The sequence below is a fragment of the Agrobacterium sp. SUL3 genome, from assembly GCF_001263295.1.
Classification (GTDB): Bacteria; Pseudomonadota; Alphaproteobacteria; order Rhizobiales; family Rhizobiaceae; genus Agrobacterium; species Agrobacterium tomkonis.
On the sequence record NZ_KQ414498.1, the window covers coordinates 59,990 to 86,567 of the forward strand.

The window sequence follows — 26,578 nt, forward strand, 5'->3', positions numbered from 1 at the left end:
TTTCGAAGCAGGAGAGAGGGACAATCTGGATGCTAAACGAATTTAAAACCTTCATTGCCCGCGGTAATGTCATGGACCTGGCCGTCGGTGTCATCATCGGTGCGGCTTTCAGCAAGATCGTCGATTCCGTCGTCAACGATCTCATCATGCCGATCGTCGGCGCAATTTTTGGCGGCTTCGATTTCTCGAACTACTTCCTGCCGTTGAGTTCCGGCGTCACCGCCCCGTCGCTTGCCGCTGCCCGTGATCAGGGTGCCGTCTTTGCTTATGGCAACTTTCTGACCGTTCTCATCAACTTCCTCATCCTCGCCTGGATCATTTTCCTGATGGTCAAGGGCGTCAACAAGCTTCGCGCCTCGGTAGAAACCAAGAAGGCCGAAGAAAAGACGGAAGCGGCTCCGCCGCCGGAAGACGTCAAGCTTCTCACCGAAATCCGCGATCTGCTCAAGACGCGCTGAGACCGACATTATCCCCGGCCTGGTTTTGCTGACCTGCGCGGACAGCTCTCTTGCGCCGGGGATCGATCCATAAAGAAAATCCATGTTCGCCTCACGGAATATCATGCATATGACCGGTTCGATGCGATAAGAAGGCACCAAACGGAGTGTCTTTAATGTCCATTTTGAACAGTCTGAGTGCGCGCTCTCTGGCGGCTCCCGAGAGCGGCATCGTTGAGGTCGTGAATTATGCCCGGGGACGGGACAATCTCCTGCCGCTCTGGGTTGGCGAAGGCGATCTGCCGAGCCCTGACTTCATCAATCAGGCTGCGATTGATGGGCTGAACAATGGCGAAACCTTTTACACCTGGCAGCGTGGCATTCCCGAACTGCGCCAGGCGCTCAACCGCTACTACGAACGGCACTTCGCGGCATCGCTGCCGCCGGAGCATTTTTACGTCACCGGTTCCGGCATGCAGGCGATTGTGCTTGCCGTGCAGGCGCTGACCTCGCCGGGCGACGAGATGGTGTATCTTTCACCAACCTGGCCCAATATCGTTGCCGCCATCGGCGTGGCGGGCGCAAAGGCGGTTCCGGTCGGTATCGATTTCCGCGACGGCCGCTGGGATCTCGATATCGGCAAGCTTGAAAGCGCCATCACCGGCAAGACCAAGGCGCTTTTTATCAACACGCCTTCGAACCCGACCGGCTGGACCGCGACGCGCGACAATCTTCGCGATGTTCTGGCGCTTGCCCGCAAACACGATCTCTGGATCGTCGCGGATGAGATTTACGCGTTTTATCACTATGCCGGCACCCGCGCGCCTTCGTTCCTCGACATCATGGAGCCGGACGACAAGATCGTCTTCGCCAATTCCTTTTCAAAGAACTGGTCCATGACCGGCTGGCGTGTCGGCTGGCTTGTGGCACCGCCGGCCATAGGCCAGGTCATCGAAAATCTCATTCAATATTCCACCTCTGGCGTTGCGCAGTTCATGCAGCGCGGCGCAGTCGCAGCCCTCGACCAGGGCGATGGCTTCATCCGCGAAAACTACGAACGTGCTCTGGCGTCCCGCGATATTCTCTGCGATGCGCTGATCGCAACGAACAGGGTTGAAACGCTGAAGCCGGACGGCGCTCTTTATGCCTTTCTCAAGATAGACGGCGTGACGGACAGCCGCGCCACGGCGCTGGATATCGTCGATAAAACCGGCGTCGGCCTGGCGCCCGGCACGGCATTCGGTCCGGGGGGAGAACTGTTTCTGCGCGCCTGCTTCCTGCGCAACCCCAGGCAGATAGAAGATGCAGCCGATCGGCTGTCATCTTACATCCTCGGCAGGTAGATATCGGTCTTCCTTGCAATGTTTGCCTGTCGCGTTGGTACGTCACCGCGACAGGTGCATTTGCTCAAAAAATCACAGTGAAGCTCCAAAACTGCAACCCCACGGCGTAACCATCGACGTGCGGGCTTTTCTGTGCTATGCGCCTTCTGTTCCTTTTATGAGAACATTTTCATCTAATAAATAAAAAGCACTTCATTGCGCTAACCAATCGTAAGCCACCTTTTCAGAGGGCTGAGGGCTGGGTCGCGTATTTGCTGTGCAAGTAATCAATGATGAAGAATTATTGGCTTTGATGGGCTCAAGAAAAGCAAACAGGGAAGTAGTGTCATGGCTGTTCTGGTCACGGGTGGAGCAGGTTACATAGGAAGCCACATGGTGTGGGCTTTGCTCGATGCCGGGGAAGAGGTCGTTGTTGTCGATCGGCTTTCCACGGGGTCGCGTTGGGCTGTCGCGCCGGCTGCGCGCTTCTATCTGGGGGATGCGGCCGATCGCACCTTGCTCGACCAGATTTTCGAAGAAAACCAGATTGAGACCATTTTCCACTTTGCCGGCTCCCTCAGCGTTCCTGAATCGATCAGCCAGCCGCTGGAATATTACGAAAACAACACCGGCACGACCCGCGCCCTTGTCGCGGCAGCGGTCGCCCATGGCATTCGCAATTTCATCTTCTCCTCGACAGCCGCCGTATACGGAAACCAGCCCTTTGATGGCCCGGTGCCGGAAACGGCGATCCTGAGCCCGGAAAATCCTTACGGCCTGTCGAAACTCGCCTCTGAAATCATGCTGCGCGATGTCGTGCAGGCGCATGATTTCAACTATGTGGCGCTGCGTTATTTCAATGTCGCCGGAGCCGATCCGCAGGGCCGCGCCGGTCCTTCTCCAACGGGCGTGGCAAACCTCATCAAGGTCGCCTGCGAGGCCGCGACCGGCCGGCGTGATCGGGTTGAGGTCTACGGAACGGACTATCCGACCGCTGACGGCACGGGCGTTCGCGACTATATCCATGTCAGCGATCTCATAGATGCGCATATGCTGGCCATGGCGCATCTGCGCGCCGGTGGCGGCACCCGAACCTTGAATTGTGGTTATGGCGTCGGTTATTCGGTGCTGGACGTGCTGCACGCGGTGCGGCAGGAATCGGAACACGATTTCCCGGTCATCCATTGTCCGCGTCGGCCGGGCGATATTGCCGCCATGGTAGCGGATTCCACCCGTATTCAGTCGGAGCTGGGTTGGCGCCCGCGTTTCAACGATCTGGCGATCATCGTTCGCACTGCTCTTCAGTGGGAAGCCAAGCGCCAGGCTCAGCAAAGCGACAGGATCCCCCCGGTCCGGCGCAAACTGGCAGCGATAGGCTGAGCAGGTTCCGCATCAGCGGACACGGTTTTTCTCGACGGAATTATAGACGACCGGCCGATCCGAAGCGCTGGCGGCGGGAAGCCATTGCCCCCTGTCGAAAAAACTGCGCGTCAGCTTCAGCCCCGGCGACTGTTCGTTCGCGAGCAAAATCACGTTCATGCGATGCGGTGCGGTCGGCTCCGGTTTGACGGAGACCGAAATGCCGAAATGTTGCGCCTGATAGGGCTGCATCCCGTTTGCTGGCCCAAGCATGGCGGCAAGGTCGGCCCAGCGGGTTTGCCCGATAATCAGGGCCAGAGCATCATTAAGCTTGGCCCTGACGGCGGCACCGTCAGGCGTCTCAGGCGCCACGGCCTTCATTCTGATGGACCTGATCTCGCCCGATGCCTCGCCTCTGATTTCAAGGAAAAGCGATGCCCGTTCGGCAGGCGTTGCTGCATTCTCTTCGACAAGATCGGCGATGCATTCGAAATTTCGAATATTCACCGGGCTGGCATGCCAGCCTTCGAGGTTGGAAAAACCCTCGGTGGTGAAACGGTCACAGAGGTCCTTGCCAGAAAGCACGAAATCGCGTGCGAAAGATGCCCTGTCGCCGGTTTTTTCGAATTTCAATAGATGATGCGGCAGATCGACCTTCTTGGCGGCGAGCTTTTGCCGTTTGACGGGCCTCACCTTGGCCGGCGGCTCGGCGGAATAGATGGCAGGCGCCAGATTGAGGTAGGTCAACAGGCTCTTGAGGTGCTTCTGATCGTTGGCAAGCAGCACCGTCGCCAATATGGCGAGACAGACGGCCAGTACTGCAAACAGCAGCGCGCCATGGCTTACTCTTTTTTGCAGGCTTGCGTCCATCGCAGGACCCTATGGCTGCCGGGGCAGGGCGGAAGCCTTTTTTGATATGGATTTTCGGGCCGTTTTCAGCCCTGTGAATATGGATGTAAGCGGAAGCAAAAAAAATAATATATGCAATCCACCGCCGAAATCTCCGGCGGCGCATGGTGTTATTCGGATGTACTTTTACCCGTGTCCTGCCCGCCGGCGCTGCTTTCATCGTCCGCGACCGGAATGGCGTAAGAGCCATTCAGCCAGCGGGCGAGATCGAGCGAGCGGCAGCGATCCGAACAGAACGGATAATCGTCGCGCGTCGAGGGCCGCCCACATTCCGGGCATGGCTGGGATTTACGCAGCGGCGTGACATTTCCGGCGGTTTCAGTGGAGGGTTTTACCATGGTCTATCCCTCGAGCCAGCCCGACGTCACCTCAAATCCTTCACCGGACAAAAGCGACATGGTCTCGTAAAGCGGCAGGCCGACGACGTTGGTGTAGGAACCGGTCAGTTTCTGCACGAATGCGCCAGCAATGCCCTGAATGCCATAGGCGCCCGCTTTACCGCGCCACTGGCCGGAGGCGATGTAGGCATCGATTTCTCGCGTCGAGAGCCGTTTGAAGCGCACCTTGGTTTCCACCACCTTCTGTCGGATCTTGCCGCCGGGTATTACAAGGCAGATGCCGGTATAGACCCAATGGCTGCGTCCCGAGAGAAGATGCAGCGCCGCCGAGGCGTCTTCGGTATATTCCGCCTTGCCGACGATGCGACGGCCCACGGCCACGACGGTGTCGGAGCCGAGAACATAGGCGTCTTTCCACGTCTGCTCGCTCTTGAGCGCGGCATGCGCCGCTTCGGCCTTCTGCAGCGACAGACGACGACACAGCGTGCGCGGATGCTCGAGCTTCGCAGGCGTCTCGTCGATATCCATCGGCATCAGGCGTGCCGGCTCGATGCCGATCTGATGCAACAGTTCCAGACGCCGCGGTGAGCCGGATGCCAGAACGAGCTTTTGTTTTGTGTTTGTCATTGCGCTGCCCGGGCGTCCGATGCCGAACGGATTACTTGAAGCGGTAGGTGATGCGGCCCTTGGTCAGGTCGTAAGGCGTCATTTCAACCAGCACCTTGTCGCCCGCCAGAACGCGGATACGGTTCTTGCGCATGCGGCCTGCAGTGTGGGCGATGATTTCGTGTTCGTTCTCAAGCTTCACGCGGAATGTTGCGTTCGGCAGCAATTCGGTTACGATGCCCGGGAATTCAAGGACTTCTTCTTTTGTCATGTAAGGGTTTTCTTCCTGTTGATAGTGCCGGACATGTCCTGTCCGGGAAAATTGCGCGGAAACTACACAATCCCGGCACATTTGTGAACCTCTAAAGCATCGGCTTGAAAATCAGTACCGATTTTCATGAGGCGAGGTCAGTTTTCAGTCTTTTGACAGCGTATCCGCCACCGGCTGCTGCCGCCCCGGCAGGCGTTCCGAAATCAGTTTCGACAGATGATCCCGCACTTCGCGATAGGCGTCGAGAATCTGTTCGCGCGTGCCCGTGATCACCGTCGGATCCATGGTCGGCCAATAGACCACATCGAGCGAATTCGAGCGGGTCAGTTCCAACGCGGCGTGATGGGCCTCGGGGGTCAATGTAATGATCAGATCGAAAAAATCATCCTCGATCTCGTCCAGCGTGCGCGGCTTGTGTTTGCCGAGCGAAAATCCCTGTTCCTCAAGCACTGCATCCACGAAGGGATCGCGCTCGCCAGCCCGCACGCCAGCCGACTGGATGTAAATGCCAGGCGCCACCAGCCGTTTGGCGATGACTTCCGCCATGGGGGAACGGATGGAGTTCATGCCGCACATGAAGAGGACCGATTTGGGCGCTCGTCCCTCGTTTGGCGCTGCGGCAGGATCGCTCATCTCTAACCCCGCCAATAAAGCACGCAGACAAGGGTGAAGAGGCGGCGCGCCGTGTCGAAATCCACCTTGATCTTGCCGGAAAGCCGATCCATCAGGGTCTGCGAGCCGTCATTGTGAATGCCGCGCCGGCCCATGTCGATCGCCTCGATCTGACTGGGTGTAGAGGAGCGGATCGCCTCATAATAGCTTTCGCAGATCAGGAAATAATCCTTGATGATGCGGCGGAACGGCGTCAGCGATAGAATATGGGTCGAGACGTCTTTTTCGTCTTCGGTCTTTATCGCGAAAACCAGCTTGGCATCGACCAGCGAAATATGCAGCCGGTATGGCCCGCCTTCGTGGCCCGCCGGCTCAAAGGTATTTTCTTCGATCAGGTCGAAAATGGCGACGGCGCGTTCGTGCTCCACATCAGGCGTGGACCGGCCGATACTATCGTCCAGAACCACGTCGCAGAGCCGGAAATCGCCTGAAGCCATCGCTTAACTTTCCGGATTGAGGCGAATGGAGACCGAGCGCGCATGCGCGTCCAGCCCTTCCGAACGGGCAAGGGTAATCGCTGCCGGCGCAAGCTGGCGCAACTGCTCTGGCCCAAGGCGCAGGATAGAGGTGCGCTTGACGAAATCAAGCACCGAAAGCCCGGAGGAGAAGCGTGCCGAGCGCGCGGTCGGCAGAACATGGTTGGAGCCGCCGACATAATCGCCGATCACCTCAGGCGTATGGCGTCCGACGAAGATGGCACCGGCATTGCGGATGTGGGCCATCAGCGCGTCGGGATCATCGACGGCAAGTTCCAGATGTTCGGCGGCGATGCGGTTGGCCAGCGGAATGGCGTCGGTGAGTTTCTCGACCAGAATGACCGCGCCGAAATCGGCCCAGCTCGCCGCCGCCGTCTCGGCGCGCGACAGGCGCTTCAACTGCCGCTCGACGGCTGCCTCCACCGCCTTGCCCAGTTCGGCATTGTCGGTGATGAGGATGGATTGTGCACCACGATCATGCTCCGCCTGCGCCAGCAGATCGGCGGCCAGCCAGTCCGGATCATTGTCCCTGTCGGCAATAACAAGCACCTCGGAGGGGCCGGCGATCATATCGATGCCGACCGTGCCGAAGACCTGGCGTTTGGCGGCCGCCACATAGGCGTTGCCGGGGCCGACGATCTTGGCGACCGGCGCTATGGTTTCCGTGCCATAGGCAAGGGCTGCCACAGCCTGCGCGCCACCGATGCGATAGATCTCCTCAACGCCGGCAATACGCGCCGCAGCAAGAACCGCGGGGTTTATCACGCCACCATTGGCGGGCACGACCATGACGATGCGCTCCACGCCGGCGACCTTTGCCGGTATGGCATTCATCAGCACGGAGCTGGGATAGCTGGCGGTGCCGCCAGGCACATAGAGGCCGACAGCCTCGATGGCCGTCCAGCGCGAGCCGAGCCCCACGCCAATATCGTCTTCGTAGATGTCGTCCTTCGGCATCTGCCGCGCATGGTGTTTTTCAATGCGCCGGGCCGCGAGTTCGAGGGCTTCGATGACGCTTTTGTCGACCGCTGAATAGGCGGCATCGATTTCATCCGCCGTTACCCGCATCGAAACCTTGGTAAAATCGATGCCGTCGAATTTCTGGGAATAATGGGCAAGGGCCGCATCGCCGCGCTGGCGGACATCGTTGATGATGTCACGAACCGTCGCATTGACGTCTTCGGAAACTTCCCTCTTGGTCGTCAGGAAGGCTGCGAATTTCTGTTCGAAATCAGCCGATGCCTGCTCCAGCCAGATTGCCACGCCATTACCCTTTCATTGTCCCCGCGGACGATGCCGCGAGGTTCACGAACTCGCCGCGCAATAATCGCGGCTCTGGTATGTGGCATAAATCGAAACGGTCACGAAACGCAACCGTTGCGACGGCGTGAAGCGCTTATTCGCTATCGGGATGATGCGGTTTGGCGGCGGTTTCCCAGGCGCCGCTCACATCGGTCAGCTGCGCCTCGATGCATTCGACGTCGAGCGCAATGGCGCCGCCGCCCGAAAGCGTCAGCTCAACGGCTCCATCGGGTCCTTCGCCATTCTGCACGAAGCGGATGGCGAGAAGCGACAGGACCTGCTCCTTATCGGTGCGGTTGATGCCATATGAGCGCACGGCGGAGACCCGCTTGAGGAAAACGACGCTGCGGCAGCGCTCCGGTGGCAGGTTCTTCTTGTCGGCGCTTTCCCATACGAAACGATTGGCAGAAAGCGTGAACTGGCCATGCTTCGGCTCGAAGGCAACGTCTTTCAGTTTAAAGACGCTGTCCTGCATATGCGTCGAGATGACGGAGAGATCTTCAGTATCCAGCGCGAGCAATTTCAGGCCGCTCATCTTTTTCTTCCTTTTCCGCGGGCCACGGGCCGCAATGTCTATTTCTTGTACTGGAAATAGGCAGTCGAGGCCCGCTCTGCAACGGGTAGGAGCCGGATGAGCGGCAATGAAAGGATCAATCGCTGACGCGTTCGACCAGTGCGCCGCAGCGGGTGAGCTTTTCTTCAAGACGTTCGAAGCCGCGATCGAGGTGATAGACGCGCGAAACCATGGTCTCGCCTTCCGCCACCAGGCCGGCAATGACCAGCGACACCGAGGCGCGCAGATCGGTCGCCATCACGGGCGCACCCTTCAGGCGGGAGACGCCCTCGATGCGGGCCATCTGACCGGAAAGCGAAATCTTCGCGCCGAGGCGGGCCAGTTCCTGCACATGCATGAAGCGGTTTTCGAAGATGGTCTCGGTGATGTGGGAGACACCCTGCGAGCGGGTCATCAGCGCCATGAACTGGGCCTGCAGATCGGTGGGGAAGCCGGGGAACGGCTCGGTGACAACATCGACCGGCTGGATGCCGTTGCCGTTGCGCACCACGCGCAGACCGGTTTCGGTCTCGCTGATCGTCGCACCTGCAAGCCGCAGCGTATCGAGCGCATTGTCGAGCAGCGATGCGCGCGTGCCTTCCAGCACCACGTCGCCGCCGGCCATGGCAACCGCCATGGCATAGGTGCCGGTCTCGATACGATCAGGCAGAACCCGGTGGCGCGCGCCGGAGAGCGAGGTGACGCCCTCGATGGTGATGGTGGAGGTGCCCGCACCTTCGATCTTCGCGCCCATGGCGGTGAGGCACTGCGCCAGATCGACCACTTCCGGCTCGCGGGCGGCGTTGTGAATGACGGTGGTGCCGCGGGCAAGGCTCGCTGCCATTAGCATCACGTGCGTTGCGCCGACGGAGACTTTCGGGAAGGTATAAACCGCGCCGATCAGGCCGCCCTTGGGGGCTGTGGCGTTGATGTAGCCGCCGTCGATTTCCATCGTCGCGCCGAGCGCCTCGAGGCCCTCGATAAACAGATCAACCGGGCGCGTGCCGATGGCGCAGCCGCCGGGCAGGGAAACGCGGGCACGGCCTTCACGGGCCAGAAGCGGGCCGATGACCCAGAAGCTGGCGCGCATCTTGGAAACCAGCTCATAGGGTGCCGTTGTATCAACCACGGTGCGGCAGGTGAAATGGACGGTGCGGGAATAGGCTTCGCCCTGGCTTTCGCGGCGACCATTGACGGAAATATCGACGCCGTGATTGCCGAGAATACGGATGAGCTGTTCAACATCGGCCAGATGCGGCACGTTTTCGAGCGTCAGCGTATCGCTGGTCAGAAGCGATGCGATCATCAACGGCAAGGCGGCGTTTTTTGCGCCGGAGATGGGAATGATGCCGTTAAGCTTGTTGCCACCCGTAATTCTGATGCGATCCATGCGTCCCTACGGGCCTGTGCCCGCCTTTCTTATCATGCCTTGCGGAAAGGCGCGTCCTTAGACGAATTTCCGCGGCGTTTCAATTTATGCTGATGAATTCTCTATGAGGATGATTCGACCGTTTTTGCGGCAGGCAGACCAATCGTCTGGTCCTCATCGCCGGCGCGACGCGCACGAACCTGCTGTTTGCGCTTGAGAAGGTTTTCACGAAGCTTCTTCGCCGCCCGCGCCTTGCGTTCCGCCTCGCGCTGCCGTGCCTTCTCACCCGGGCCAGCCTGCTGGCCACCGGTCGCCGTCACGGCGGACGGTTCTGCGGCGTCGTCCGCGCAAATCGCTGCATTCGCCTGTTTGTCATGATGTTCGTTCATAAATTCAGCAATATCCGAAAAATGCATTTTTCAACAGGGGGGACGCTTTTTTGCCCCGCTTGATGAAGAATATCGTTTTGCGACTTGCGCTCATCAAAAACCTATGGCAATAGGCCGCCACGCTTGATGCTGAAGCACACGCTTCGGCACCGGATGCTGCTATAGCTCAGGGGTAGAGCACTCCCTTGGTAAGGGAGAGGCCGAGAGTTCAAATCTCTCTAGCAGCACCATCAAACAGCCTGCAAAACAAGGCTTTTGGCGAACTTCCCAATCGACGCAAACAAGAACAAACGCGCACCGTTGCGCACACTTTGGCACAGTGTTTGGCACACATGTGGCACAGCCTGTTCTATAAGTGTTCTGATTTCGAGGGGGAGAGCAAATGCGCCGAATGAAAAGAATCGCCATTGCGGCTGCTGCGGCCATCGCATGCTTCATACCGAATTTATCGGCGGCAGGGCAGGGTGTTTCCTGCGCTTCGCTGATCGTGATCGACGGCGACACCATCAAATGCGACGGCCAGAACATGCGGCTGCTGGGCGGCGGGGTGCCGTTCAAGTCTGGCGTGGATGCGCCCGAGACGGGAAGCCGCGCCAAGTGCGACTATGAGCGGGATCTGGCGACGAAGGCGAAAGTCAGGCTGAAAGAACTGCTGCTTGACGGTGTGCCTCGTATCGAGGACAGCGGCGCGAGGGACCGGACGCAAAGCCGCCGGCCGCTCGTGAACATTTATCTCCCCGATGGCCGGGAAGCTGGGCAGGTTCTTATGGGGGAAGGACTGGCGCGGGAATGGCGCGCAAAGCACCGCATTGACTGGTGCAATTGATCTGCAAATACCTTAAGGGGGGTGCAGACTTATGGGCGAACGCCCACAAGTTCAACGGAACCCGCTGGCAGTACGAGGCTGCTGGCGGGTTTTCTTTATCGCGGCAGCGGGGAACGAAGTACCGCGTCGAATGGGCCGAGTGAGGAGCGACGAAGGGGCGCGCTGCGGTTTAACGCCGATTCCAAGCGCTGAAGAATTTCCTTCATCACCTGAATGTCGCTGGATTGCCGGTTGAAGTCGGCCTGCAATTCTTTGATGGCCGTGGAGATGTTGACGGTCGTTTGTTCGGTGACAGTCACGCGGTAGGTCAGATTGTCGGCCTTACGCTCTGCCTCGATGCTTTTCTGCTCGAGGCTCGAAAGGCGGAGATTGTAACTCGCCTCGATCGCCTTCACTTCAGCCAGACGTTCTTTGTGCAGCTGCTCATGGCCTTCTTTCCATTTTTGCAGATCCTCAATGTCCCGGCTCTTGTCCACCCAGATCACAATGCCGCCGATGAGCATCCCGACGAGGGTAACAAGCTGGATGAGGGTGTTCAGATTCCACTCCAACTTAGGCGCGCGACTTATCATGTTCGTATTCTCCGCCATCCGGTAAGCCTGCCCTTGAGATGCGATTGAAGAAGCCCCCGACCACCGGCCGAGGGAAGAGTGTCATCAGACAATCGGAGGAAGGAACAGCACGTCGCTGTCGGCTGTTCTCACGGGTAGCTCTCCAACCCATGTGCTGCCCCACACCGGCCCGTATTCTGGTCCCACCAGCACCTCGATGTTGGTGACGTAGTTTCCGACCACCAGAAGTGGTTCGTTGAGGTTTGCAACGAACTGACCATCGATGACGCGCGGCGCGATGCGAAAGTCAGTCGCTTTGCTCTCCTCTACGACCTGTTCCGCTTCGGCGGGGGTGAAGATCAGCCAAGATTGAATTGTCATGAATTTTGTCCCTTATGGTACGCCTACCGCCAGCCGGTAGACCTCAAACCAATCGTGAATATCCAGTGCTTCAGCGTCGGTCAGGCCACCGCCAAAGTAGCCCATGGAGAACTGACAGGCGCGATAGCTGCTGTTGTTGATGGAGCCAAAACGAAGGTTTCCGTTAGCCAGAGGAACGGAAGGCTGCTGCGTACCGGTCACCAGCTTAACCCCGTTGCGGTATCCGCTGACACCCGCAGAGGATGTCCGGTTGGCAACAAACATCCCGACCGATGAAGGCACCGCGCCGTTGGGCGTGTTGGCGCCCGCCGATCCAGCGTTCACGCGAAACGAAGCAACGGAATTTGTATTGTCGATGCGAGGGTTGATCGTGGTCCCCCGCTGTAACGTGGTGTCGTAAAAACCCGCGAGAGAGCCTGTCCCGACGTTTTCCGTGTTGGATCGGATGCCGAGGCAGGCACTGTCCTGGGTAAACCACGGGTCACCAGCGGTCGCTGGATTGAACTGTGTGTCGAGATAGCTGCTTGAACCGTTGCCCATAAATCCACGGTCCACCGTGAAAACAGGGTTATTGACCGGAAGGCAGTCATAGATATTGCCCTTCCAGTTAAGGCGGCCTGCCTGCCCGTCATGCGCTGCGTGAGAATACAGGCCCGGCAACCTTGGCCACCAAGTCTTTTCCTTCGCCTCAATGATGCGGTCGTTGATTAGATCCTTGCGGATGTAATCAGGCTTCACGGTCATTCGTGCCAAAAGAACGGCGGTGACTGGATCGACTTTCGGTCCACCCAGATAAGGGCTCGAGAGAGACACGCCGATTTCAAGACCGATCATTTCGGCGCTTCCTTCGTCTGCTGGATCGCCTCCGGAAGCTTGGAGAGGATTATCTCGTCCAGGGCTTTGGCATCGACGCCGAGCTTTTGGAGCGCTTCCGGGTTCTTCTCGATCACGTATTTGGCGGCTTCCGCCATGATCGTGTCACTGATGACGCCGCCGACGGTCGGAAGCCCTGCCTTGGTCAGCGCGAACCGGATCGCGTTGGCGGCAGACTGGTGGAGAGCATCGCGCAGTTTGGTCTCGATCTCGACGCGCTGCTTTTCGTCTGTCACCTTCAGGAGGGCGATAAGGCGCGCGGCGATCCACGTCGCCAGCACCGGGCCGACTGTGGACACCAGCAGCACCACGACGGGCTGCACGATTGTCCAGACCTCATAGAGCCACGAAGACGGCGCAATGACCGGCCCGGCATCCTGCGCCCATGCCGGAGCGAAGAAGAACGCCACGAGGCAGACGAGAGCCAGAGCGGAGGCAATAATCCAGTGAATGGGTCGCATGATCATCCCTCCACCTTTTTAGCTTCGCGGATGGCGATGCTGATCGTCAGATAGGCGCTGGAAGCCGCCACCAGCGTGGAAGCGAGCGTTGCCGTCTCCTTGTTGGCGCAAAGTGCCTGAAGGCTCTGGTAGGCCGCCTCTGCCGCTGCTGCGGTCTTTGGCTTCAGCCGATCGGCTGCGATGAAAGGAAGAAGGACGGCATAGGCCGTTTCGCCGGCAGAGCAGACCTGCGGCAGGCTGTTGCGAATGCCGGTATCGATCGATCCGGTGGACTGGCAAGCGGACAGGCCAAAGGCTGCCACGGCCACAATGAGCAGAGACTTGAACATGTTCGTTCCTTTGATGGAGGTTTAAGCTTCGTTGGTGGTGATGCTTGCCGAAATGGTCGTCATCGGCAGCGCGGCATAAGGCGCGTCTTGATAGGTTGCCGGCCAGCGGTAGCCGAGCAGTCGTGTTTTCGCGATGCGAGCGATGCTGACGGAATCGGACTGATTGCCGCCAAGGATATGAAGATGCGTTTTGTCGTGGCCGACGACGATGCCGACGTGGCCCTGCCAGCCATCCTTTGAACCACGCCAGAAGACGGCGATGGCGCCGATCTGGGGATCATTCAGCGCCTTGCCGAATTTCAGCCAATTGCGAGATCCGAGCGGGTTTGCTGGCATCGGCTCTTTCGGCAGCGCCGTGGCAATGACCATGCCGGCGAATGCGCCGCACCACGCGATTTCACTCGCATCGAGCCGAAGGGCCTTATCCAGCACCTTGGCGTTCTTGGCCTCGTGCAGCCCGGCAAAGCGACGGGCCTCTGTCACCCACGGCGGAACCACGGGCTTATTATCGTTCAGCCCGAGCGCAACAAGCGTCTTCTGGCCAATCGTGCCGGGATAGAGGATAGGGAGCTTCTTATCCTCCTGAAACCGCGTCACGGCCTTTGTAGTGCTGCGGCCGGGAATGCCGTCAGCGCCAGACGGCCCGACATCATAGCCGAGCGAAATCAAGCGCTGCTGTACTTCGCGCACAGTCGCCATTGTCGTCTCCTGATTTTCAGTTCTGTTAGCCGGCGTTATGGACCAGATGGAAATGCCGATGCTGCGCTTCTCGCCAGGACGTCGGTTTTCCCATCGGGCGGAGCGCATTGGATATGCCGCAAATCATTGCCGATGCGGCAACCTCTGGCGAGAGCATCCCGCAACCGGTGCCCATGCCGGGAAAGGCTATTGATGCAAGCCCTCTCCCCAACGCTTCGGCCGTCGCGGCCCTTGCGGCAAGCATCACGTCGTTTGCATCGAATATCTGCTTCGGCACTCGCATCGTGGGGGCGGAGATCAGCCACGGTATCTGCTCGTGCTCCGTCGAGACCGTGAGCGCCTGACCGATAAGTAATTCTCCGAATGGCAGTTTCTCGATTTCAGTCTGAACCTTCCACTGGACGCCCCAGCCGAACAACATGCTGTAGGCGTAATCTACGCCGCCATCCATGAACCCGAACGAATTTGCCGGGCTTACAACGGCGTCTGCCTCCAATTCATCAAGCGTTCCGTGAAACACTTCGATGTCAGGCTGGTCAGCGAAAGCAGAGAGTATCGCCGGGTTTCTGTCGAAGATGATGATCCGCATCACGGCCACTGAATAAGTGCGGCGGCCTTTGCTGCCGGGATAGTCGTCGCGGTCGAAACGGCAGACTTCCCGCCAAGCCGTAGCGCCTCGATCTGAGCGCCGACGACGCGCCACGTCTGATACGCGTAATCCACGACCTGAGCGACTTCGATCAACGTTGGCGCCGTTATGCCTATCTCTGCTGACAGAAGCGGGAAATGGCTTCCATCGATCTCCCCAGAGCCGACAAGCGCAAGCACTTCTGCCGCCTCCTGGGCTTTCTGCTGATATGTCATTGCCTGCCCGGAACCGCCGGTGATGTACCGAAGGCGCGCACGCTCGGCGTCTTCGTCAATCCTTGCGGAGAGCCGGATTTTCCACTGGTCGAGAACCAGATCATCTTCTGGATTTGGTTCTTCCACGGCAGGAGGTTCAATCAACTTGAAACCGCCGACGATCGACACCGCCAAGCCAGACGTGATGCCGTCCAGCGCCGCCGCGTACTGTTCGCCGGTAATCTCGATGGAGCCTTCAGTGGGGTCAGAGCAAACCCCGCCTTCAAATGCATAGGGCATCACTTAATCCTCATGATGTAATTCAGGCCGATGTTGCGGGGGCGGGTTTCTTCTTCACCCGCATTGCTGAGCCAAATACCAGTCGCCGCCCATGCGGTGTTTCCGTAGGAGAATACTGCGGGGGGCTGATCGAGAGAGGTTGACCGACCTGTACTTGCCGTACCGTTCTGGACGCCCGTGTGATAGTGACCGGGATCGTTGACGCCGTGCGCGTGCGTCTGCATTGCAAAATACTGCTGATTACCTGCCGCGCCGGGACGGAAAAACATACGAGACGTGTTGACCAGTTGAACCACACGGCCCGAGACAGGGGAGCCTGCCAAATTGATCGTGGCATAGGCGACAATATTCGGCCAGGAGCCGGAGACGACTTCAGAGACCAGAAGTCCCTCGTTATACAGGCCCGCACCGGTCTGCCCGCCCGAAAGGTCAATGTAGCGATAGCGGGGGTTGTTTGTCGGGGGGTAGCCGGTGCCAGCGAGACCAAACCAGCCAGCGATAGGAACCCCGATCGGCTGATAGGCCCACGGGTCCGCAAGCAAAGTGTCGGCTTCAGTTTTCGCGTATGTCTCGGCTTTGGCATATGTCTCGCTTTTGCCGTAGACATCGAGGTTTGTTCGGGCTGCTGCGGCGGAGCTGGCGCCAGTGCCGCCATTTGCGACGGACAGGTCTTCGCCTGACCAGTTGCTGTTATTGATGCTGTCGAGGATCGCCAGCGCCTTGAGGCCAAGGGTTAGCCGAGCGGCAGACGCGTCGGTGTCATCCAGTAGCGACCGCGCGAAGGCCGTCAGCGCCGTCGTCGCATAGACATCAAGCCCGGTCGTATAGAGCATTTGATCGGCGGCAGTGATCAGGTCAGCGATGGATTTCAGCCCCGCATCATAGCCTTGGACATCCGATCCAATGGCCAATCCGAGATTTGTTCTCGCCTGCGTGGCATTCGTTGCACCCGTGCCGCCGGCCGTGATGGGCCGCGGCTGGTTTGCGTCCTGAGCGAAATCGTCCAGCTGGGCATTATAGGGCGCGCTCTGGATCGTCGTGTTGGGCGTACCCTTGGACCCGGATAGAAGCGAAAAGACGCCACCAGTTCTAGGCATTGGCATTCTCCATAGAAAAGGCCCGCCGAAGCGAGCCGCTTTAACCGTGTTTCTGAACGTTTATGGACACTCTCGCGCCCTTGTGCTTTGCTTTATGGCGAGATCGGGGGATCAAATGAAAAACATCGTCTTGTTGCTGGCCGCCTTGGCCGTTTCTGGTTGCGCTGCATCGAATGGCGAGGAAATCGCTGGCCCGAGCGGTAAACCGATGAGAGAGACCAAATGCAGCGGCTCGCCAAATGCCTGTTTGAAGACAGCGGCGTCGACCTGCAAAGGCCCGTATCAAGTTCTCGATAGTTCTAGCAACGCCGGCGGCTTGGTTGCTGACATCCTGCCCGGTCCCGTCACTTGGTACCGGATGAGCTATCAATGCGGTCCATCGGACGGAAGGATGCCGACGTTTGCATTCCGGGGGCAGAGCTACACCCCGCCGCCGATCGTCGTTTCGCAGCCCCGCGTCAGCACCACGACAAACTGCAACAGGTATGGAAACAGCGTAAGTTGCACCACCTATTGACCGGACGCGGCAGAAACGGGCATTGTATGCCCATGCAGATCGACCACGACCCCCGCGAGCCTTCACATAAAGCCGTCAAGCTCATCGCGTTGCTGGCACTAGGACTCACGCTGGTGTTTATGGTTCCTGTCGTGGCTGGCATCAGGTGGACTTTTGACCAGATGCCAGAGTGGATTGTACTCCTGATCTTCCCTGCTTTCGTCATTTTCGCTTGTGGTTTTTATTTCGGCCGTTGGGATGCAAAACGTCAGTTCCGCACCCCAGGCAACGACTGATAGCCTGCGAGACCGCCACCACCAATAAGCGCTTTGACGGCTGCCGCCCTTCGCTGATCAATGACGTTCTGTTTCCCCGCTCGCAGAAGCGATTCCATAATCTGCTCACGGACATCACCCCTTGCGACACTCAAGCGACCGATATCTTCGGCCACCTGATCGGCGTTTGCTGCTGCGTTGCCCTTCATGATCTTCTGAAGAATCGAACGACCCAGCCTCGATGTTGCCCCCACCAGCGTTGTGTCGGCGGGAACGTCCTGGGCCTTTGCTGTATCATCAAGGAATTTGACGAAGCGGTTCGCCATCGCAGTATCAGAGCCACGCGAGACGCGGTTTGCCGTGTCGCCAAAGACTGTTTCTCGATCGATGGCATTCAAGACGTTATCGGACGGCTCTTGCCCGAACAGCATTCCCAACTTTTCGCGGTTCCAGTCTCCTTCACCCCGAACAACATTGCGAAGTGCGGTCGTATCGTTCGCCTTCGTGCCGACGGCGCGGTAAATTTCACCCAATGCACCCTGTCGCATCCGCGTAGGTACTGCCGATGGTCCGACCTGCTGTCCTTGCGGCAAAGCCCCTTGGCTCAATGCCTGCTCAAGTTCGCCAGGCCGCATCGCGCTAGCCTCGTTGTTCAGTACGGGGCGGCCCTGCTGAAGCGCTTCGCGCTGGCGCGCAAGCTCCGAATAGGATGCGTCAACTTCCTTGATGCGAGGCACTGATGCGGTCAACGCGTCATCGACCATCTGGCGGGCTTCAGAAAGCGCGGAAATGACTTTCGGATTTTGCTCCGTTTCGAGAATGCCATCAATTGCCTGGCGGGTTTGGAACGCGACGGATGGATCGTTGGATACAGCGTCTTTCCCAAATTCATTGAGCATCCCCCGGACCTGCTGAAGGCGGCGCTGCGCATCGCCACGAAGCGAAGAAATGGACTTGTCCAAATCTTTTGTGATCGGGGTAAAATCGTATGAATTCTTTTCCAGAAAGACAGGGCCATATTCGCGCGCTACCTGTCCCATGTTCGCCCTGATCTCATTGTCAATGGCGGAAGGAACCGGATCGGGACCAAGATTTTTCGCCACGTCAGAGCGAATGCGGGCGTTTGCCAATCCCGCGCGCTCGTTTAGCGGATCAATGACCATACTCCTGGTTCCGGGTCGAGCCGCCGCGCCGCGCGCAACCCCAAGCCAGTCCGGGGAAACGTCGGCCAGCATCGCTTCCGGGCCGAGCTCGTCAAGCGACTGGCGTGTGATCTGAATTTTGTCAGGGGCTGCCAACTCGTTCAGGACGTACTTGCGGGCCTCTGGTGACATGGCGTTTAAAGCGTTGTCAGATTCTCCCAAGATTTTCCGAGCGAGCGAAGACGCCAGTTTGTTGGCGCCGGCTGCCACGGGCATCATGGCAACGCCTGCCGCCGTACCTATCGCCCCCTCTTTCAGGGATTGATTGACGCGATTGGCTGCGCCACCTTCTCCCGCACCAAAGCCCTGCACCACGCCTGTACCGCCGCCAGCCAATCCCGTGGCGAGAACGCGGCCTCCGATACTCGTTCCGCCATTACCCAAGACAAAATTACCGACGGCGGGGGCAGCACGCAGGACTGCGCCGCCCGAACCGACACCCCCGGCAATCTTCAGCGCTGTTGAGGCGACAGGATGATCAGTGTCGTATTCCTGATCCTTGCGGCGCTGGATGCCCAAAGCCTGGTCGTATCGCTCGCCCCATGTTGCCCCCGGCAGCTTTTCATAACCCTGATCGGGCAGCAGCGGGTCAACGATAGGCGCAAGCGTGGCGTTCGTCGCGGCGTTGAGTTCATCGAGGTAAGAGCCGATACCGAGGACACCGCGGCCAGCAGAGCGTACCGCTCCATCGATGCCGCCCGATCGCTCAGGACCGGATTGGCGCTTTCCTGCCGACAGCTGCGCAGCAATCTCGTTTACCGTAGATTCCTGCTGCTCTGGCGACAGGCTTCGGAAGCTATCGTCAACCTGCACTTTGACGCCATTTACCGTGAGAGTAGCCATTAATCGCCAATGCTCCATTGCACGCCGGTCGTTGTTTTAAAGCCGCCGTTCGGCGTCGATCCCTCCGGAATTTTGTATCCGTCGAGTGGGTTCTTCAATTCCCGGATGAGCTTTCGCCCTTCGGATGGCTTGATGGTTCTATCGGCCACCTGATCGGCAATTTCGCCCATTTGCATCTCATACTCGGCAATACCGCGCATAGTCTGGAATATGAGCTGGTTGCCGCCTGGCTGGTTTAGAACTCGCGGAAGCGAGGCGCGGAACATCTTGATATCAGCATCGGACATTGGACCGGTACCGGGCGCGCGCTGTTCGGGAACCATCTTTTCAAGAAGAGCCGTCGCCGCCTGAATGTCGCTGGTACCTTCACCAATTGCGACACCCCAATCACCGGCAATCTTCTTCAGTCCGCCCTCAATGCCCTGCGGGACGTTTGCAAACAGGTTTTCAAGCCTGTCAATCTGGCCCATCTTGGCGCGGGATTGAGCGCCGGCATCGGACATAGCCGCAAAAGTTTCCGCGTTCTTCTCGTCAAGCTTCTGGTAGAACTTGTCTCCTTCACCGCCCACCACATTCGTGGTGTTGCTGGCGCCTGCCTTCCGCTGGGATTGCTCCCACTCAAGAGGGCCGAGCGGCTGCCGACCGTTCTTCGTCTCAAAATCACGATAATACTCGTAATCCTGCTGGTTCGTCGTCGGCTTCTGGTCGGATTCGTAGACCTTCTCGGGGGCGCCGCCGCGCTTGTCGGTCCGCAAGACAGTGCCGTCTGGCAATGTCGTATAGTTATATTCAGGGCGGGGATTGCGGAGTGCATCAAGCTCCATTTGCCCCTTCTGCAACTGCATTTGCTTCAGTGGGTCGTTGCGCTCCATCTGCTGCTGAACAATGCCCTGAATGATTTGCTTCTTGTCGGGGTCGAGAAACGGGTTCGACAGAAGCTTCAGCATCTCAGGATCAACGCCATTGTAGGGGTTTGCCGAGGGCTGCGGAGGCATCGGCGGCGCGGGCGGCTGGGGAGCGGTCGGATACTGACCGTTCTGGGCAACCTGCATTGGTGCCTGCTGCTGGGCAGGCGGCTGCAACTGCTGCGACGGACGCTCGACACGCATTCCGCGGTCGTCATATGTGACCATAGGCGAATTGTAATCCGAACCGCGGTAGGCGTTAGGAGCGCTCACCATCGGGTCACGATAGCCGCCCGGAGCCGGTGCGCGAGGGGCAGCAGTCTCGATAGCGTCGGCCGCCGACATGCCTGCCGATGGATCGAGGCTGGCAACCTGAGCGCCACCACCGGCCGCCATGAAGCGCTTGCCGTACTCGCCAATGCTGGTGCCGAGCGAATCCTTCCTGTCGGTTTTACCAACGCCACCGGGCCCGCCGAGCCACGCCTGTGCAGCGCCTTCCGGGCCATACTTCTGCACATACTGGCCGAACTGGTGGTCGAAAACAGCGTCCTGAAGTTGCGGGTTCGCAATGAACTCTTCCGGCGTCACAGCGCGACCAAGCGCAGCCTGGGACCACGGGCCGATATTGGCTTCCATGATCTGGTAACGGCCAAGCGCGCGGCCCATCTTCGGGTGCGTCGGACCGACAGCGGAATAGTCGCCGCTGCCCTTGCTCTCGATCGAGGCGATTGCATCGCGATAGTTTTGCATGCCGCCACCATTTGGCGACGTGGCCGCAATCTCCGACGCGGCACCGGGCATTGGGATGCCGGAACCGCCACCCCCTGCGGATGCCACCGTTGATGCTGCCGACGGCGAGCCGCCCATAATCCGGCCAAGGATGGATTCGTAAGCGGAGTTTGCGCCGTCGGTGCCTTCCTTCAGGCCCTTGTTCGCGGAATAACGACCGATACCAGCGCCAATGCCCTTCATCAGCGCGCCAATGCCCTGAGCCGTCGTTTTCGGCGTTTCGCCCATGATCTGCTTGGACAAAGCGTCCGCAATCTCACGGCGGCGCTGAAGGTCGTTATAGGAAACGCCCGTGTTCCCGCCGAACAGATATCCCGCCATCAGTAAAGACCTCCATTGTTCCGGCCTGTGAAGAAGTTGGCGAGGCCCGTCATGATGCTAGGCTTCGCGCCACCCGGCGCTTGTGGAAAGGCAGCGCTTTGCTGCTGATTAAATTTCGAAAGGCCGAGACCGGCACCGGCAATCATTTGCCCGACACCCTGCGCGACGTTCTGCGTCGGCTGCCCGACGATCTGCTGCGCAAACTGCTGCATCATTTGCTGCCGGCGCTGTTCCTCCGACGGCTGAGCCATGCCTGCATATCGCGCGAACGGGCTTTGAGCCGAGGGAGCCGGAGGGAATGCGCCGTTCATCGTGCGGCACCGGCGGCGAACAATGCGCCGTAGTTGACGCGTTTCTTGCCGTCGGCACCCTTACGCACCGCACCGGGACGAACCTTCTCAACTTCCTGCGCCATGACGCCGATCCGCTTCGGAGCGCTTCTTCCTTCGCCCTTGTATCGGTACTCGTACAGGCCGCCGACCTTCTTGATATCTTTCTTCGCCGTCTTGTCGGACAGACTGAACAAGCCAGCCAGGCCGCCAAGGAGCGCGCCGGAGTTGGCCTGCTTCTGATTGTAGGCACCAAGCTCGTTGGCGTAATTCTGCTGCACGAGGCTCGCATAATCGACCGTCGGAATGCTCTGGCCCTGTGTCGGGACGAAGTTCGGGTTGGACACCTGCGCGCCGCTGGCGATACCCAAAACCTCGTTCACATTCTGGTTCCTGAGCGCATACTGCTCGTTCAGATAGTTGGCGCGTTCGGCGTTCTGGGCGTTGATCTTCGCTTGCTGGGCATTGAAGGTCTGATCCTGCAAAGCGTTGTTCGCGCCCGTCGTGGTGTTCTGGTTCTGAAACTGCTGCTGAGCCGTAGAGTTTGCCAATCCGGTATTCTGATAGGCTTGGCCGTATGCCTGCTGCTGGGCAGCGTTCTGAAAGGTGGCCTGCTGCTGGGCGAGACCGGCGAGGCGGGTCTGTTCTTGTCCAGCATTGAGAATGGCGCCATACTTGGCGTCGTTCTCCTGTCGCGTGGCAGAATCATATGCTCGGTCATAAGCTGCTGATCCGGGCTGAAGGCCCTGATTTGCAAGTTTCTGCTCGAGCGCTGCCCGATTCTGATCGAGGGACGGCTGCATGCGCGCCATAAGCGCGTCCTGCACCTGCTGGACATTGGCGCCGTAGTCCGTTCCATAGGACTTTGTGATGTCTCCGACGTCGCCCACAGACGACTGCAGCGTCGGACCCTGCCCGAATTGGGTGTAGTTCGGCGTGTTTAGCGAGGCAGAACTTCCGGCCGCAGGCGCTCCTGCGATGGACATCGGGTCTTTGAGCAGATCGTTCAGGCGCCCCGACTGAGTATTTGCCAGCGTGGCAAGGTTCTTTTCGGCCGCGTCCTGCTGTTCCTTGATTGCCTGCTGCGCGGGTGACAGGGTCTGCGTGGCTGTCCACGATGGCAGTTCATACCATGCCCCGCTCATCGGATCGCGCCACTGATTGGTCCCGGTCTGCGAATAGGTCAATGAGCCGTCTGGCGTGACCTGATTGACGTTCCCAAGATAGCCGTTAGCGATAGCCGTACCGATGTTTGTGCTGGTCTGGGCAGACGCCGTTTCCTTCGGATCGGGTGCTTTTGGAGACTTTTTACCCATCAGTGCGCCTCTTGTTGAAAGCATTACTGGCCCATGCTTCACGGGTCAGAATGAATAGATTTTCTGCTTTATCCCGGCCTCTAAGCCGAGGGATTCGATAATGGGCATGCCCGTATGAGGTGAGCATGCGGTGTTGCGCCGTGTCCTCATCTGGGACGCGATGCACAACAGCTTGGCAGCCGCAACTGATAAAGGGATAATCGAACATCGCCTTCAGCGTATGGCGGGTCAGCCAGCCAGGCATGAACGCCGCCGCCGATAACTCCAGCACTTCAGCCTCACAATCATAATTGTGATAGATGACGCCGGCCGCCAGTTGATCACCATGCACAATCGCTATGCCGCGACACGGGCCGAAGTCGTACCCTTTCCCCGGCCAAATCTTGTCAGCCACGAGGAAGGCAAGGCGTTCTGTTTGCTCGCCCTTTTCAGCCAAACCCCATGTAAATCTCATGCTGACTGTTCCCCGCCTTCCATCTGAAGGATCGCAAAATCAACTTCGACATCGAGCCGGAACTGCCCGCCCGAAAGCACCACGCAACCGACGGCCAGCATTTCGCCGCTCGCCCGCACGTTTTGCCTGAACCTGAAGTTCTTGAACTCTGTGACGCCATCCCACTTGGCGACATCCCAAAGACCAACATCCCATTCGGATGAGCCCGCATCGCCTACAGACACCATGGCGAAGGGCGGCACTGTGGTGTCATAATTCCCGCGTGCGAACAGCTTCACATGTGGCTCTGTCTTTGCACGGAAAGACATGGCTGCTTTCGATGCTGACTTGCTCTGCGAGAACTCACCAGCCGCTGTGAATTGCGACAGGTAAATGGCTGCGAAGGGCGCGCCGTCGTCAGCGCCGCTGATGTCGCCTTGCCAGCAAAACCCCTCGTTCGAGCCGAAGAACAGGCTGCCTTGAAGGCTCTGGTACGCCTGAGCGCGCCAGTTCTTGATGAGGCTCCATTTTCCGTTGAGCACGTTCAGAACAAAAGTCGTGTCTGGCAGGACCAGATTTTCAGGGAACGCGATGAAGACGAGGTTCTGTTCAGGCCATAGCGTCATCGTCCAGCCCGTCGGCGTGGCATTGGCCGCAAGCTTCCATTCATCCTCAATGGCCCGCGACAGAGACACCAGCGCAAGCGTTTGCCGGTCCCGCTGGAACATCTGAGAAATCGGTATCAAGCCGTCGATCGTCGCGACAAGCACATCGGCACCGGATCGGATCTGCGCGTTCTTCCCGAGCGGCTTTCCGATCTGATAGACACCTTTGAGGGCGAAATCGTCAGCGTCACCCGGATTAGACCCGGAATAGATCGCAACTTCACCTTCCGTCGAGACGAACACGCAGTAGTCGCCCAGACCGTCGCCACTTTCGATAGACCATGAAAAGCCCATCAGCAGCTGGCCGCCCTTTTTCATCACGCCGCCCAGCGGGAACACTGAGGCCGCGCCGCCGACTGCGTTGAGGTCGAGATAATAGGCATCGAGCGAACCGTTCTTCAGCAGAAACTGCCGGTTCTTGAACATCCAGCCATAGTTCAGCGCCGACATCGTGGTCGCGTCCGAAAACGTGATGGCGGGTGCCGTTGTCCACGAAACGCCATTGAACAGCTGCCGGTCGTTCGCGCCATTGAAGCAGACAAGATAGCTTGTTCCGGCGTTCGTCTGCTGGAAGGCGCACCAGTCGCCGCTTGCCATGCCGCTGACCGCCGGCGCTGTCGTTGCTGGCGGCGCAACCGGCGCTGTCATGTCGTAAATTGCAGCATCGGTCGCCATGAACATCTTTTCAAGGCCGCCGAACTTGTATTTGAACGCGCTCCTGATGGCACCACCGTCAGCGGCGAGACCACGCTTTGCAGAGCCGCCACGGACCCGCGCGCCCTTGAGTGTCATGAACCAGTTCTCAAGTATGATCGCAGAACCGAGCGCAGCCGCACCCATGCTGGACGTCGTCACAAGGCCCTGTGTCGGCGCAGGGAACGTCAAAGGCGCGGATGTCTGCTTTGCCGCCACCTTAACCGATCCGCGGTTCGTTTGGGGAATGCGTCCGGGTCTGGGCATCACGCCGCCGTATCTGTTGTTTCGTACATGCCAAGATCTGCTTCGAACTCGGCAAGATGGTCGCTGTAGTCGAGGCCATTGAACCGGCGCCAGCGCCATACGAGGTTCTTGATAAGCAGTTCTGACGGGAATATCGGCTCGTCATCGTCGCTTTGAATGGTGCTGCTGGTGGAGCCGTTCGAAGCCCTCACCCATTCCTTCGACAGGTAAAGCAGAGACGCCCCGATGGCTGCCGACACGGGAGAGAAATCAATCCCTGTTTCACTGAGGAAATAATACGGTTGCGCCGACGGGTGCGCGGTCATGAAACGCCACTGGCCACGATTTGAGACAGGCCTGACGAAGTCTCCCGCTGCGGTCATAACGGAACCGCCCATAATCACCCGCTGAAAATCAGGAGGGAAAGCAGAAGGGGCAGAGACCACGGGGAATGTCTTGACGAGGTCACGCCAATCAACCCGGCGGGCGATTTCACATCCGCCTTCCCACGCCAGCGCAAGCATCGTCTGGGCGTTTTCATCGTTCGCACCATAGACACTATCGAAACGGTCGAGTTTCACGACATCGCAAACTTCATTCACAAGATCGATGAACTTCATGGCGTGCACCCGCTGAGCGTTACCTGGCCATTGCCCCAGCGCAGCCGGTTGTCAGCCAGCGTGAGGCCTGCCATCGCGTTTTCCTTGAGCGATCGAGCAGCACCAGCCCCATCAACATCCCGCGCCCAGATCGAAATTTCTTCGACCAGCGCGTAGAGGTAGGCGTCCGGAGCCTTTTCCAGCAGCCAGTTCGTCGGCGCGGCAGGCGTCAGCGGCGGTATAGCGGCGTAATACGTCATCGTGAGGCTGCCGTTTGAGGTTGGGCGCGCCATGATCTTCCTGCCGACGACGGCATATCCCTGCGGATAGCCCCCATTATTGCGATAGCGGGCCGTCAGCGCTTGCAAAGACCATGCGCCGATGTTTCTGCCATCCGGCGTCAAAACCTCTCTGGCCTCAAGGAAATCGGTCGGCAGATCGCCGTCGCCATTGGTCAGAACCACCGTTCCGGCCGTCTCCATGTCTGCCGTGCGCAGAACGCGGTTCATCTTGCCTTCGGCTAGGCCGACAAATCGCTGAAAGAGATGGGAGACATCGTCGCGCTTGGCGTAATCGCTGGCGTCGATGAGAAGGGACGAGTAATCGCTGATCGAGCTCATTATGCCACCTTCCATCCTGATGTCTGATACATGCGCCGCTTGTCGGACAGCGCCGCGCGCCTCTCGACGTTGCGCCGAAATTCTTCCGGGTCAGCGTCTTTGTCCGGGCAGCGCGCCTCAAGTGCCTTGATCTCGTCGGATATGGTCCGCTCTGTCATCACACACGCCCCTCAAACGACCGCCACGCGCGATTGTCGCCGTTATTGAGCCACCGGCTCACATAGGCGTCGTCGCCTTCACTGTGCGCCCTGACGAGGTTCTGTTCGTGCGCATGATTGAGAGGGATCGATGCGACCTTCACCCAATCACCGAAGGCGTTGCCCGAAGTGGCGTTGCGGGTGAATTCGTTCTCCCTGACGATGTTGTCGACGGGCGTGTCGATGCGGAAATGCATCTCCTGCCCATCAAAAAAGCGCCAGACCGAGCGGCCAGTGGCAAAGTCGTAATCGTGGAGTTCCCACTGGCCGTCCGTAATCTTCATGA

The 26,578-nt window shown here is 58.9% G+C and carries 35 protein-coding genes and 1 tRNA gene; 7 read left to right on the forward strand and 29 right to left on the reverse strand.

Annotated elements, in window-relative coordinates:
* The first annotated feature begins 29 nt into the window (after nt 1–29).
* From mscL to galE, 3 genes are all read left to right on the forward strand, one after another.
* Nucleotides 30–458: a large conductance mechanosensitive channel protein MscL gene (gene mscL / locus AKG12_RS00290; protein ID WP_046800560.1), complete on the forward strand. Its 429-nt coding sequence runs from the start codon at nt 30–32 to the stop codon at nt 456–458.
* A gap of 155 nt (nt 459–613) precedes the next feature.
* Nucleotides 614–1,780, forward strand: coding sequence for a pyridoxal phosphate-dependent aminotransferase (locus tag AKG12_RS00295; protein ID WP_052816949.1), 1,167 nt, complete (start codon nt 614–616; stop codon nt 1,778–1,780).
* 327 nt (nt 1,781–2,107) lie between these two features.
* Nucleotides 2,108–3,139 carry a UDP-glucose 4-epimerase GalE gene (galE, locus tag AKG12_RS00300; protein WP_052816950.1) on the forward strand — a complete coding sequence of 344 codons (1,032 nt, stop codon included), beginning with the start codon at nt 2,108–2,110 and terminating at the stop codon, nt 3,137–3,139.
* Nucleotides 3,140–3,151: 12 nt separating this feature from the next.
* On the opposite strand, the gene AKG12_RS00305 is transcribed toward galE, so the two are convergent.
* The 10 genes from AKG12_RS00305 to AKG12_RS00350 form a co-directional block, all read right to left on the reverse strand.
* Nucleotides 3,152–3,988: a DUF6030 family protein gene (locus tag AKG12_RS00305; protein WP_052816952.1), complete on the reverse strand. Its 837-nt coding sequence runs from the start codon at nt 3,986–3,988 to the stop codon at nt 3,152–3,154.
* Between the two features lie 149 nt (nt 3,989–4,137).
* Entirely contained in the window at nt 4,138–4,365 is a 228-nt protein-coding gene (yacG, locus tag AKG12_RS00310) for a DNA gyrase inhibitor YacG (protein WP_052816954.1), read from the reverse strand.
* Between the two features lie 3 nt (nt 4,366–4,368).
* Nucleotides 4,369–4,992: a Maf-like protein gene (locus AKG12_RS00315; protein WP_046800565.1), complete on the reverse strand. Its 624-nt coding sequence runs from the start codon at nt 4,990–4,992 to the stop codon at nt 4,369–4,371.
* Nucleotides 4,993–5,023: 31 nt separating this feature from the next.
* Nucleotides 5,024–5,242, reverse strand: coding sequence for a translation initiation factor IF-1 (gene infA, locus AKG12_RS00320; protein WP_004432473.1), 219 nt, complete (start codon nt 5,240–5,242; stop codon nt 5,024–5,026).
* A 144-nt stretch (nt 5,243–5,386) separates the two neighbouring features.
* Nucleotides 5,387–5,875, reverse strand: a complete 489-nt coding sequence (locus AKG12_RS00325) for an arsenate-mycothiol transferase ArsC (protein ID WP_046800566.1) — start codon at nt 5,873–5,875, stop codon at nt 5,387–5,389.
* Nucleotides 5,876–5,877: 2 nt separating this feature from the next.
* Nucleotides 5,878–6,351, reverse strand: a complete 474-nt coding sequence (locus AKG12_RS00330; protein WP_046800567.1) for a UPF0262 family protein — start codon at nt 6,349–6,351, stop codon at nt 5,878–5,880.
* Nucleotides 6,352–6,354: 3 nt separating this feature from the next.
* Complete coding sequence (gene hisD / locus AKG12_RS00335; protein ID WP_052816957.1) at nt 6,355–7,653, reverse strand: histidinol dehydrogenase; 1,299 nt, start codon at nt 7,651–7,653, stop codon at nt 6,355–6,357.
* A 133-nt stretch (nt 7,654–7,786) separates the two neighbouring features.
* Nucleotides 7,787–8,227: a DUF2948 family protein gene (locus AKG12_RS00340; protein ID WP_046800569.1), complete on the reverse strand. Its 441-nt coding sequence runs from the start codon at nt 8,225–8,227 to the stop codon at nt 7,787–7,789.
* A 115-nt stretch (nt 8,228–8,342) separates the two neighbouring features.
* Nucleotides 8,343–9,635, reverse strand: coding sequence for a UDP-N-acetylglucosamine 1-carboxyvinyltransferase (gene murA / locus AKG12_RS00345; protein WP_046800570.1), 1,293 nt, complete (start codon nt 9,633–9,635; stop codon nt 8,343–8,345).
* 101 nt (nt 9,636–9,736) lie between these two features.
* Entirely contained in the window at nt 9,737–10,003 is a 267-nt protein-coding gene (locus AKG12_RS00350; RefSeq protein WP_052817818.1) for a hypothetical protein, read from the reverse strand.
* Nucleotides 10,004–10,158: 155 nt separating this feature from the next.
* Between AKG12_RS00350 and AKG12_RS00355 the strand changes: the two genes are divergently transcribed.
* Nucleotides 10,159–10,233 (forward strand) — tRNA-Thr (locus AKG12_RS00355).
* A gap of 296 nt (nt 10,234–10,529) precedes the next feature.
* A complete protein-coding gene (locus tag AKG12_RS00360) occupies nt 10,530–10,829 on the forward strand; it encodes a thermonuclease family protein (protein WP_502688802.1) in 300 nt (99 codons plus the stop codon).
* A gap of 95 nt (nt 10,830–10,924) precedes the next feature.
* Here AKG12_RS00360 and AKG12_RS00365 read toward each other — a convergent pair whose 3' ends face one another.
* The 9 genes from AKG12_RS00365 to AKG12_RS30580 all read right to left on the reverse strand — a co-directional run bounded on the left by AKG12_RS00365 (nt 10,925) and on the right by AKG12_RS30580 (nt 16,363).
* Nucleotides 10,925–11,419, reverse strand: coding sequence for a hypothetical protein (locus AKG12_RS00365; protein WP_197283279.1), 495 nt, complete (start codon nt 11,417–11,419; stop codon nt 10,925–10,927).
* A 66-nt stretch (nt 11,420–11,485) separates the two neighbouring features.
* A complete protein-coding gene (locus tag AKG12_RS00370; protein WP_052816960.1) occupies nt 11,486–11,761 on the reverse strand; it encodes a hypothetical protein in 276 nt (91 codons plus the stop codon).
* A gap of 12 nt (nt 11,762–11,773) precedes the next feature.
* On the reverse strand, nt 11,774–12,595 hold the full coding sequence (locus tag AKG12_RS00375; RefSeq protein ID WP_052816962.1) for a hypothetical protein: 822 nt from the start codon (nt 12,593–12,595) through the stop codon (nt 11,774–11,776).
* Nucleotides 12,592–13,095 carry a hypothetical protein gene (locus tag AKG12_RS00380; protein WP_052817822.1) on the reverse strand — a complete coding sequence of 168 codons (504 nt, stop codon included), beginning with the start codon at nt 13,093–13,095 and terminating at the stop codon, nt 12,592–12,594. Before AKG12_RS00380 ends, AKG12_RS00375 begins: the two co-directional genes overlap by 4 nt.
* 2 nt (nt 13,096–13,097) lie before the next feature.
* Nucleotides 13,098–13,424 carry a hypothetical protein gene (locus tag AKG12_RS00385; protein WP_052816964.1) on the reverse strand — a complete coding sequence of 109 codons (327 nt, stop codon included), beginning with the start codon at nt 13,422–13,424 and terminating at the stop codon, nt 13,098–13,100.
* A gap of 21 nt (nt 13,425–13,445) precedes the next feature.
* Complete coding sequence (locus AKG12_RS00390) at nt 13,446–14,123, reverse strand: NlpC/P60 family protein (RefSeq protein ID WP_052816968.1); 678 nt, start codon at nt 14,121–14,123, stop codon at nt 13,446–13,448.
* A gap of 25 nt (nt 14,124–14,148) precedes the next feature.
* Entirely contained in the window at nt 14,149–14,712 is a 564-nt protein-coding gene (locus AKG12_RS00395) for a macro domain-containing protein (RefSeq protein ID WP_052816970.1), read from the reverse strand.
* A complete protein-coding gene (locus AKG12_RS00400) occupies nt 14,712–15,269 on the reverse strand; it encodes a hypothetical protein (protein WP_156316000.1) in 558 nt (185 codons plus the stop codon). Before AKG12_RS00400 ends, AKG12_RS00395 begins: the two co-directional genes overlap by 1 nt.
* Nucleotides 15,266–16,363, reverse strand: a complete 1,098-nt coding sequence (locus AKG12_RS30580; protein WP_052816974.1) for a hypothetical protein — start codon at nt 16,361–16,363, stop codon at nt 15,266–15,268. Before AKG12_RS30580 ends, AKG12_RS00400 begins: the two co-directional genes overlap by 4 nt.
* A 115-nt stretch (nt 16,364–16,478) precedes the next feature.
* Between AKG12_RS30580 and AKG12_RS29020 the strand changes: the two genes are divergently transcribed.
* The gene (locus tag AKG12_RS29020) at nt 16,479–16,880 is read left to right on the forward strand and encodes a hypothetical protein (RefSeq protein WP_082178642.1); all 402 of its coding nucleotides are present in this window, start codon (nt 16,479–16,481) and stop codon (nt 16,878–16,880) included.
* Between the two features lie 32 nt (nt 16,881–16,912).
* A complete protein-coding gene (locus AKG12_RS00410; protein WP_052817823.1) occupies nt 16,913–17,155 on the forward strand; it encodes a hypothetical protein in 243 nt (80 codons plus the stop codon).
* On the opposite strand, the gene AKG12_RS00415 is transcribed toward AKG12_RS00410, so the two are convergent.
* The 10 genes from AKG12_RS00415 to AKG12_RS00455 are packed head-to-tail and all read right to left on the reverse strand — an operon-like array spanning nt 17,128 to nt 26,576.
* Complete coding sequence (locus tag AKG12_RS00415) at nt 17,128–19,179, reverse strand: hypothetical protein (protein ID WP_052816976.1); 2,052 nt, start codon at nt 19,177–19,179, stop codon at nt 17,128–17,130. The two genes, AKG12_RS00410 and AKG12_RS00415, sit on opposite strands and share 28 nt — an antisense overlap.
* Nucleotides 19,179–21,194 (reverse strand): hypothetical protein, encoded by a 2,016-nt coding sequence (locus tag AKG12_RS00420; RefSeq protein ID WP_052816979.1) that lies wholly within the window; start codon nt 21,192–21,194, stop codon nt 19,179–19,181. The genes AKG12_RS00415 and AKG12_RS00420 overlap by 1 nt, the downstream gene beginning before the upstream one ends.
* Complete coding sequence (locus AKG12_RS00425) at nt 21,194–21,445, reverse strand: hypothetical protein (protein ID WP_052816981.1); 252 nt, start codon at nt 21,443–21,445, stop codon at nt 21,194–21,196. Before AKG12_RS00425 ends, AKG12_RS00420 begins: the two co-directional genes overlap by 1 nt.
* Before the next feature lie 56 nt (nt 21,446–21,501).
* Nucleotides 21,502–22,839 (reverse strand): tail fiber domain-containing protein, encoded by a 1,338-nt coding sequence (locus AKG12_RS00430; RefSeq protein WP_052816986.1) that lies wholly within the window; start codon nt 22,837–22,839, stop codon nt 21,502–21,504.
* A complete protein-coding gene (locus tag AKG12_RS00435) occupies nt 22,832–23,293 on the reverse strand; it encodes a hypothetical protein (RefSeq protein WP_052816989.1) in 462 nt (153 codons plus the stop codon). Before AKG12_RS00435 ends, AKG12_RS00430 begins: the two co-directional genes overlap by 8 nt.
* Nucleotides 23,290–24,897, reverse strand: a complete 1,608-nt coding sequence (locus AKG12_RS00440) for a hypothetical protein (RefSeq protein WP_156316001.1) — start codon at nt 24,895–24,897, stop codon at nt 23,290–23,292. Before AKG12_RS00440 ends, AKG12_RS00435 begins: the two co-directional genes overlap by 4 nt.
* The gene (locus AKG12_RS00445; protein WP_052816992.1) at nt 24,897–25,496 is read right to left on the reverse strand and encodes a phage adaptor protein; all 600 of its coding nucleotides are present in this window, start codon (nt 25,494–25,496) and stop codon (nt 24,897–24,899) included. The genes AKG12_RS00440 and AKG12_RS00445 overlap by 1 nt, the downstream gene beginning before the upstream one ends.
* Nucleotides 25,493–26,095 carry a phage adaptor protein gene (locus AKG12_RS00450; protein ID WP_052816994.1) on the reverse strand — a complete coding sequence of 201 codons (603 nt, stop codon included), beginning with the start codon at nt 26,093–26,095 and terminating at the stop codon, nt 25,493–25,495. Before AKG12_RS00450 ends, AKG12_RS00445 begins: the two co-directional genes overlap by 4 nt.
* On the reverse strand, nt 26,095–26,253 hold the full coding sequence (locus AKG12_RS30035) for a hypothetical protein (RefSeq protein ID WP_156316002.1): 159 nt from the start codon (nt 26,251–26,253) through the stop codon (nt 26,095–26,097). Before AKG12_RS30035 ends, AKG12_RS00450 begins: the two co-directional genes overlap by 1 nt.
* Nucleotides 26,253–26,576 (reverse strand): hypothetical protein, encoded by a 324-nt coding sequence (locus AKG12_RS00455; RefSeq protein ID WP_052816996.1) that lies wholly within the window; start codon nt 26,574–26,576, stop codon nt 26,253–26,255. Before AKG12_RS00455 ends, AKG12_RS30035 begins: the two co-directional genes overlap by 1 nt.
* Nucleotides 26,577–26,578: the final 2 nt, after the last annotated feature.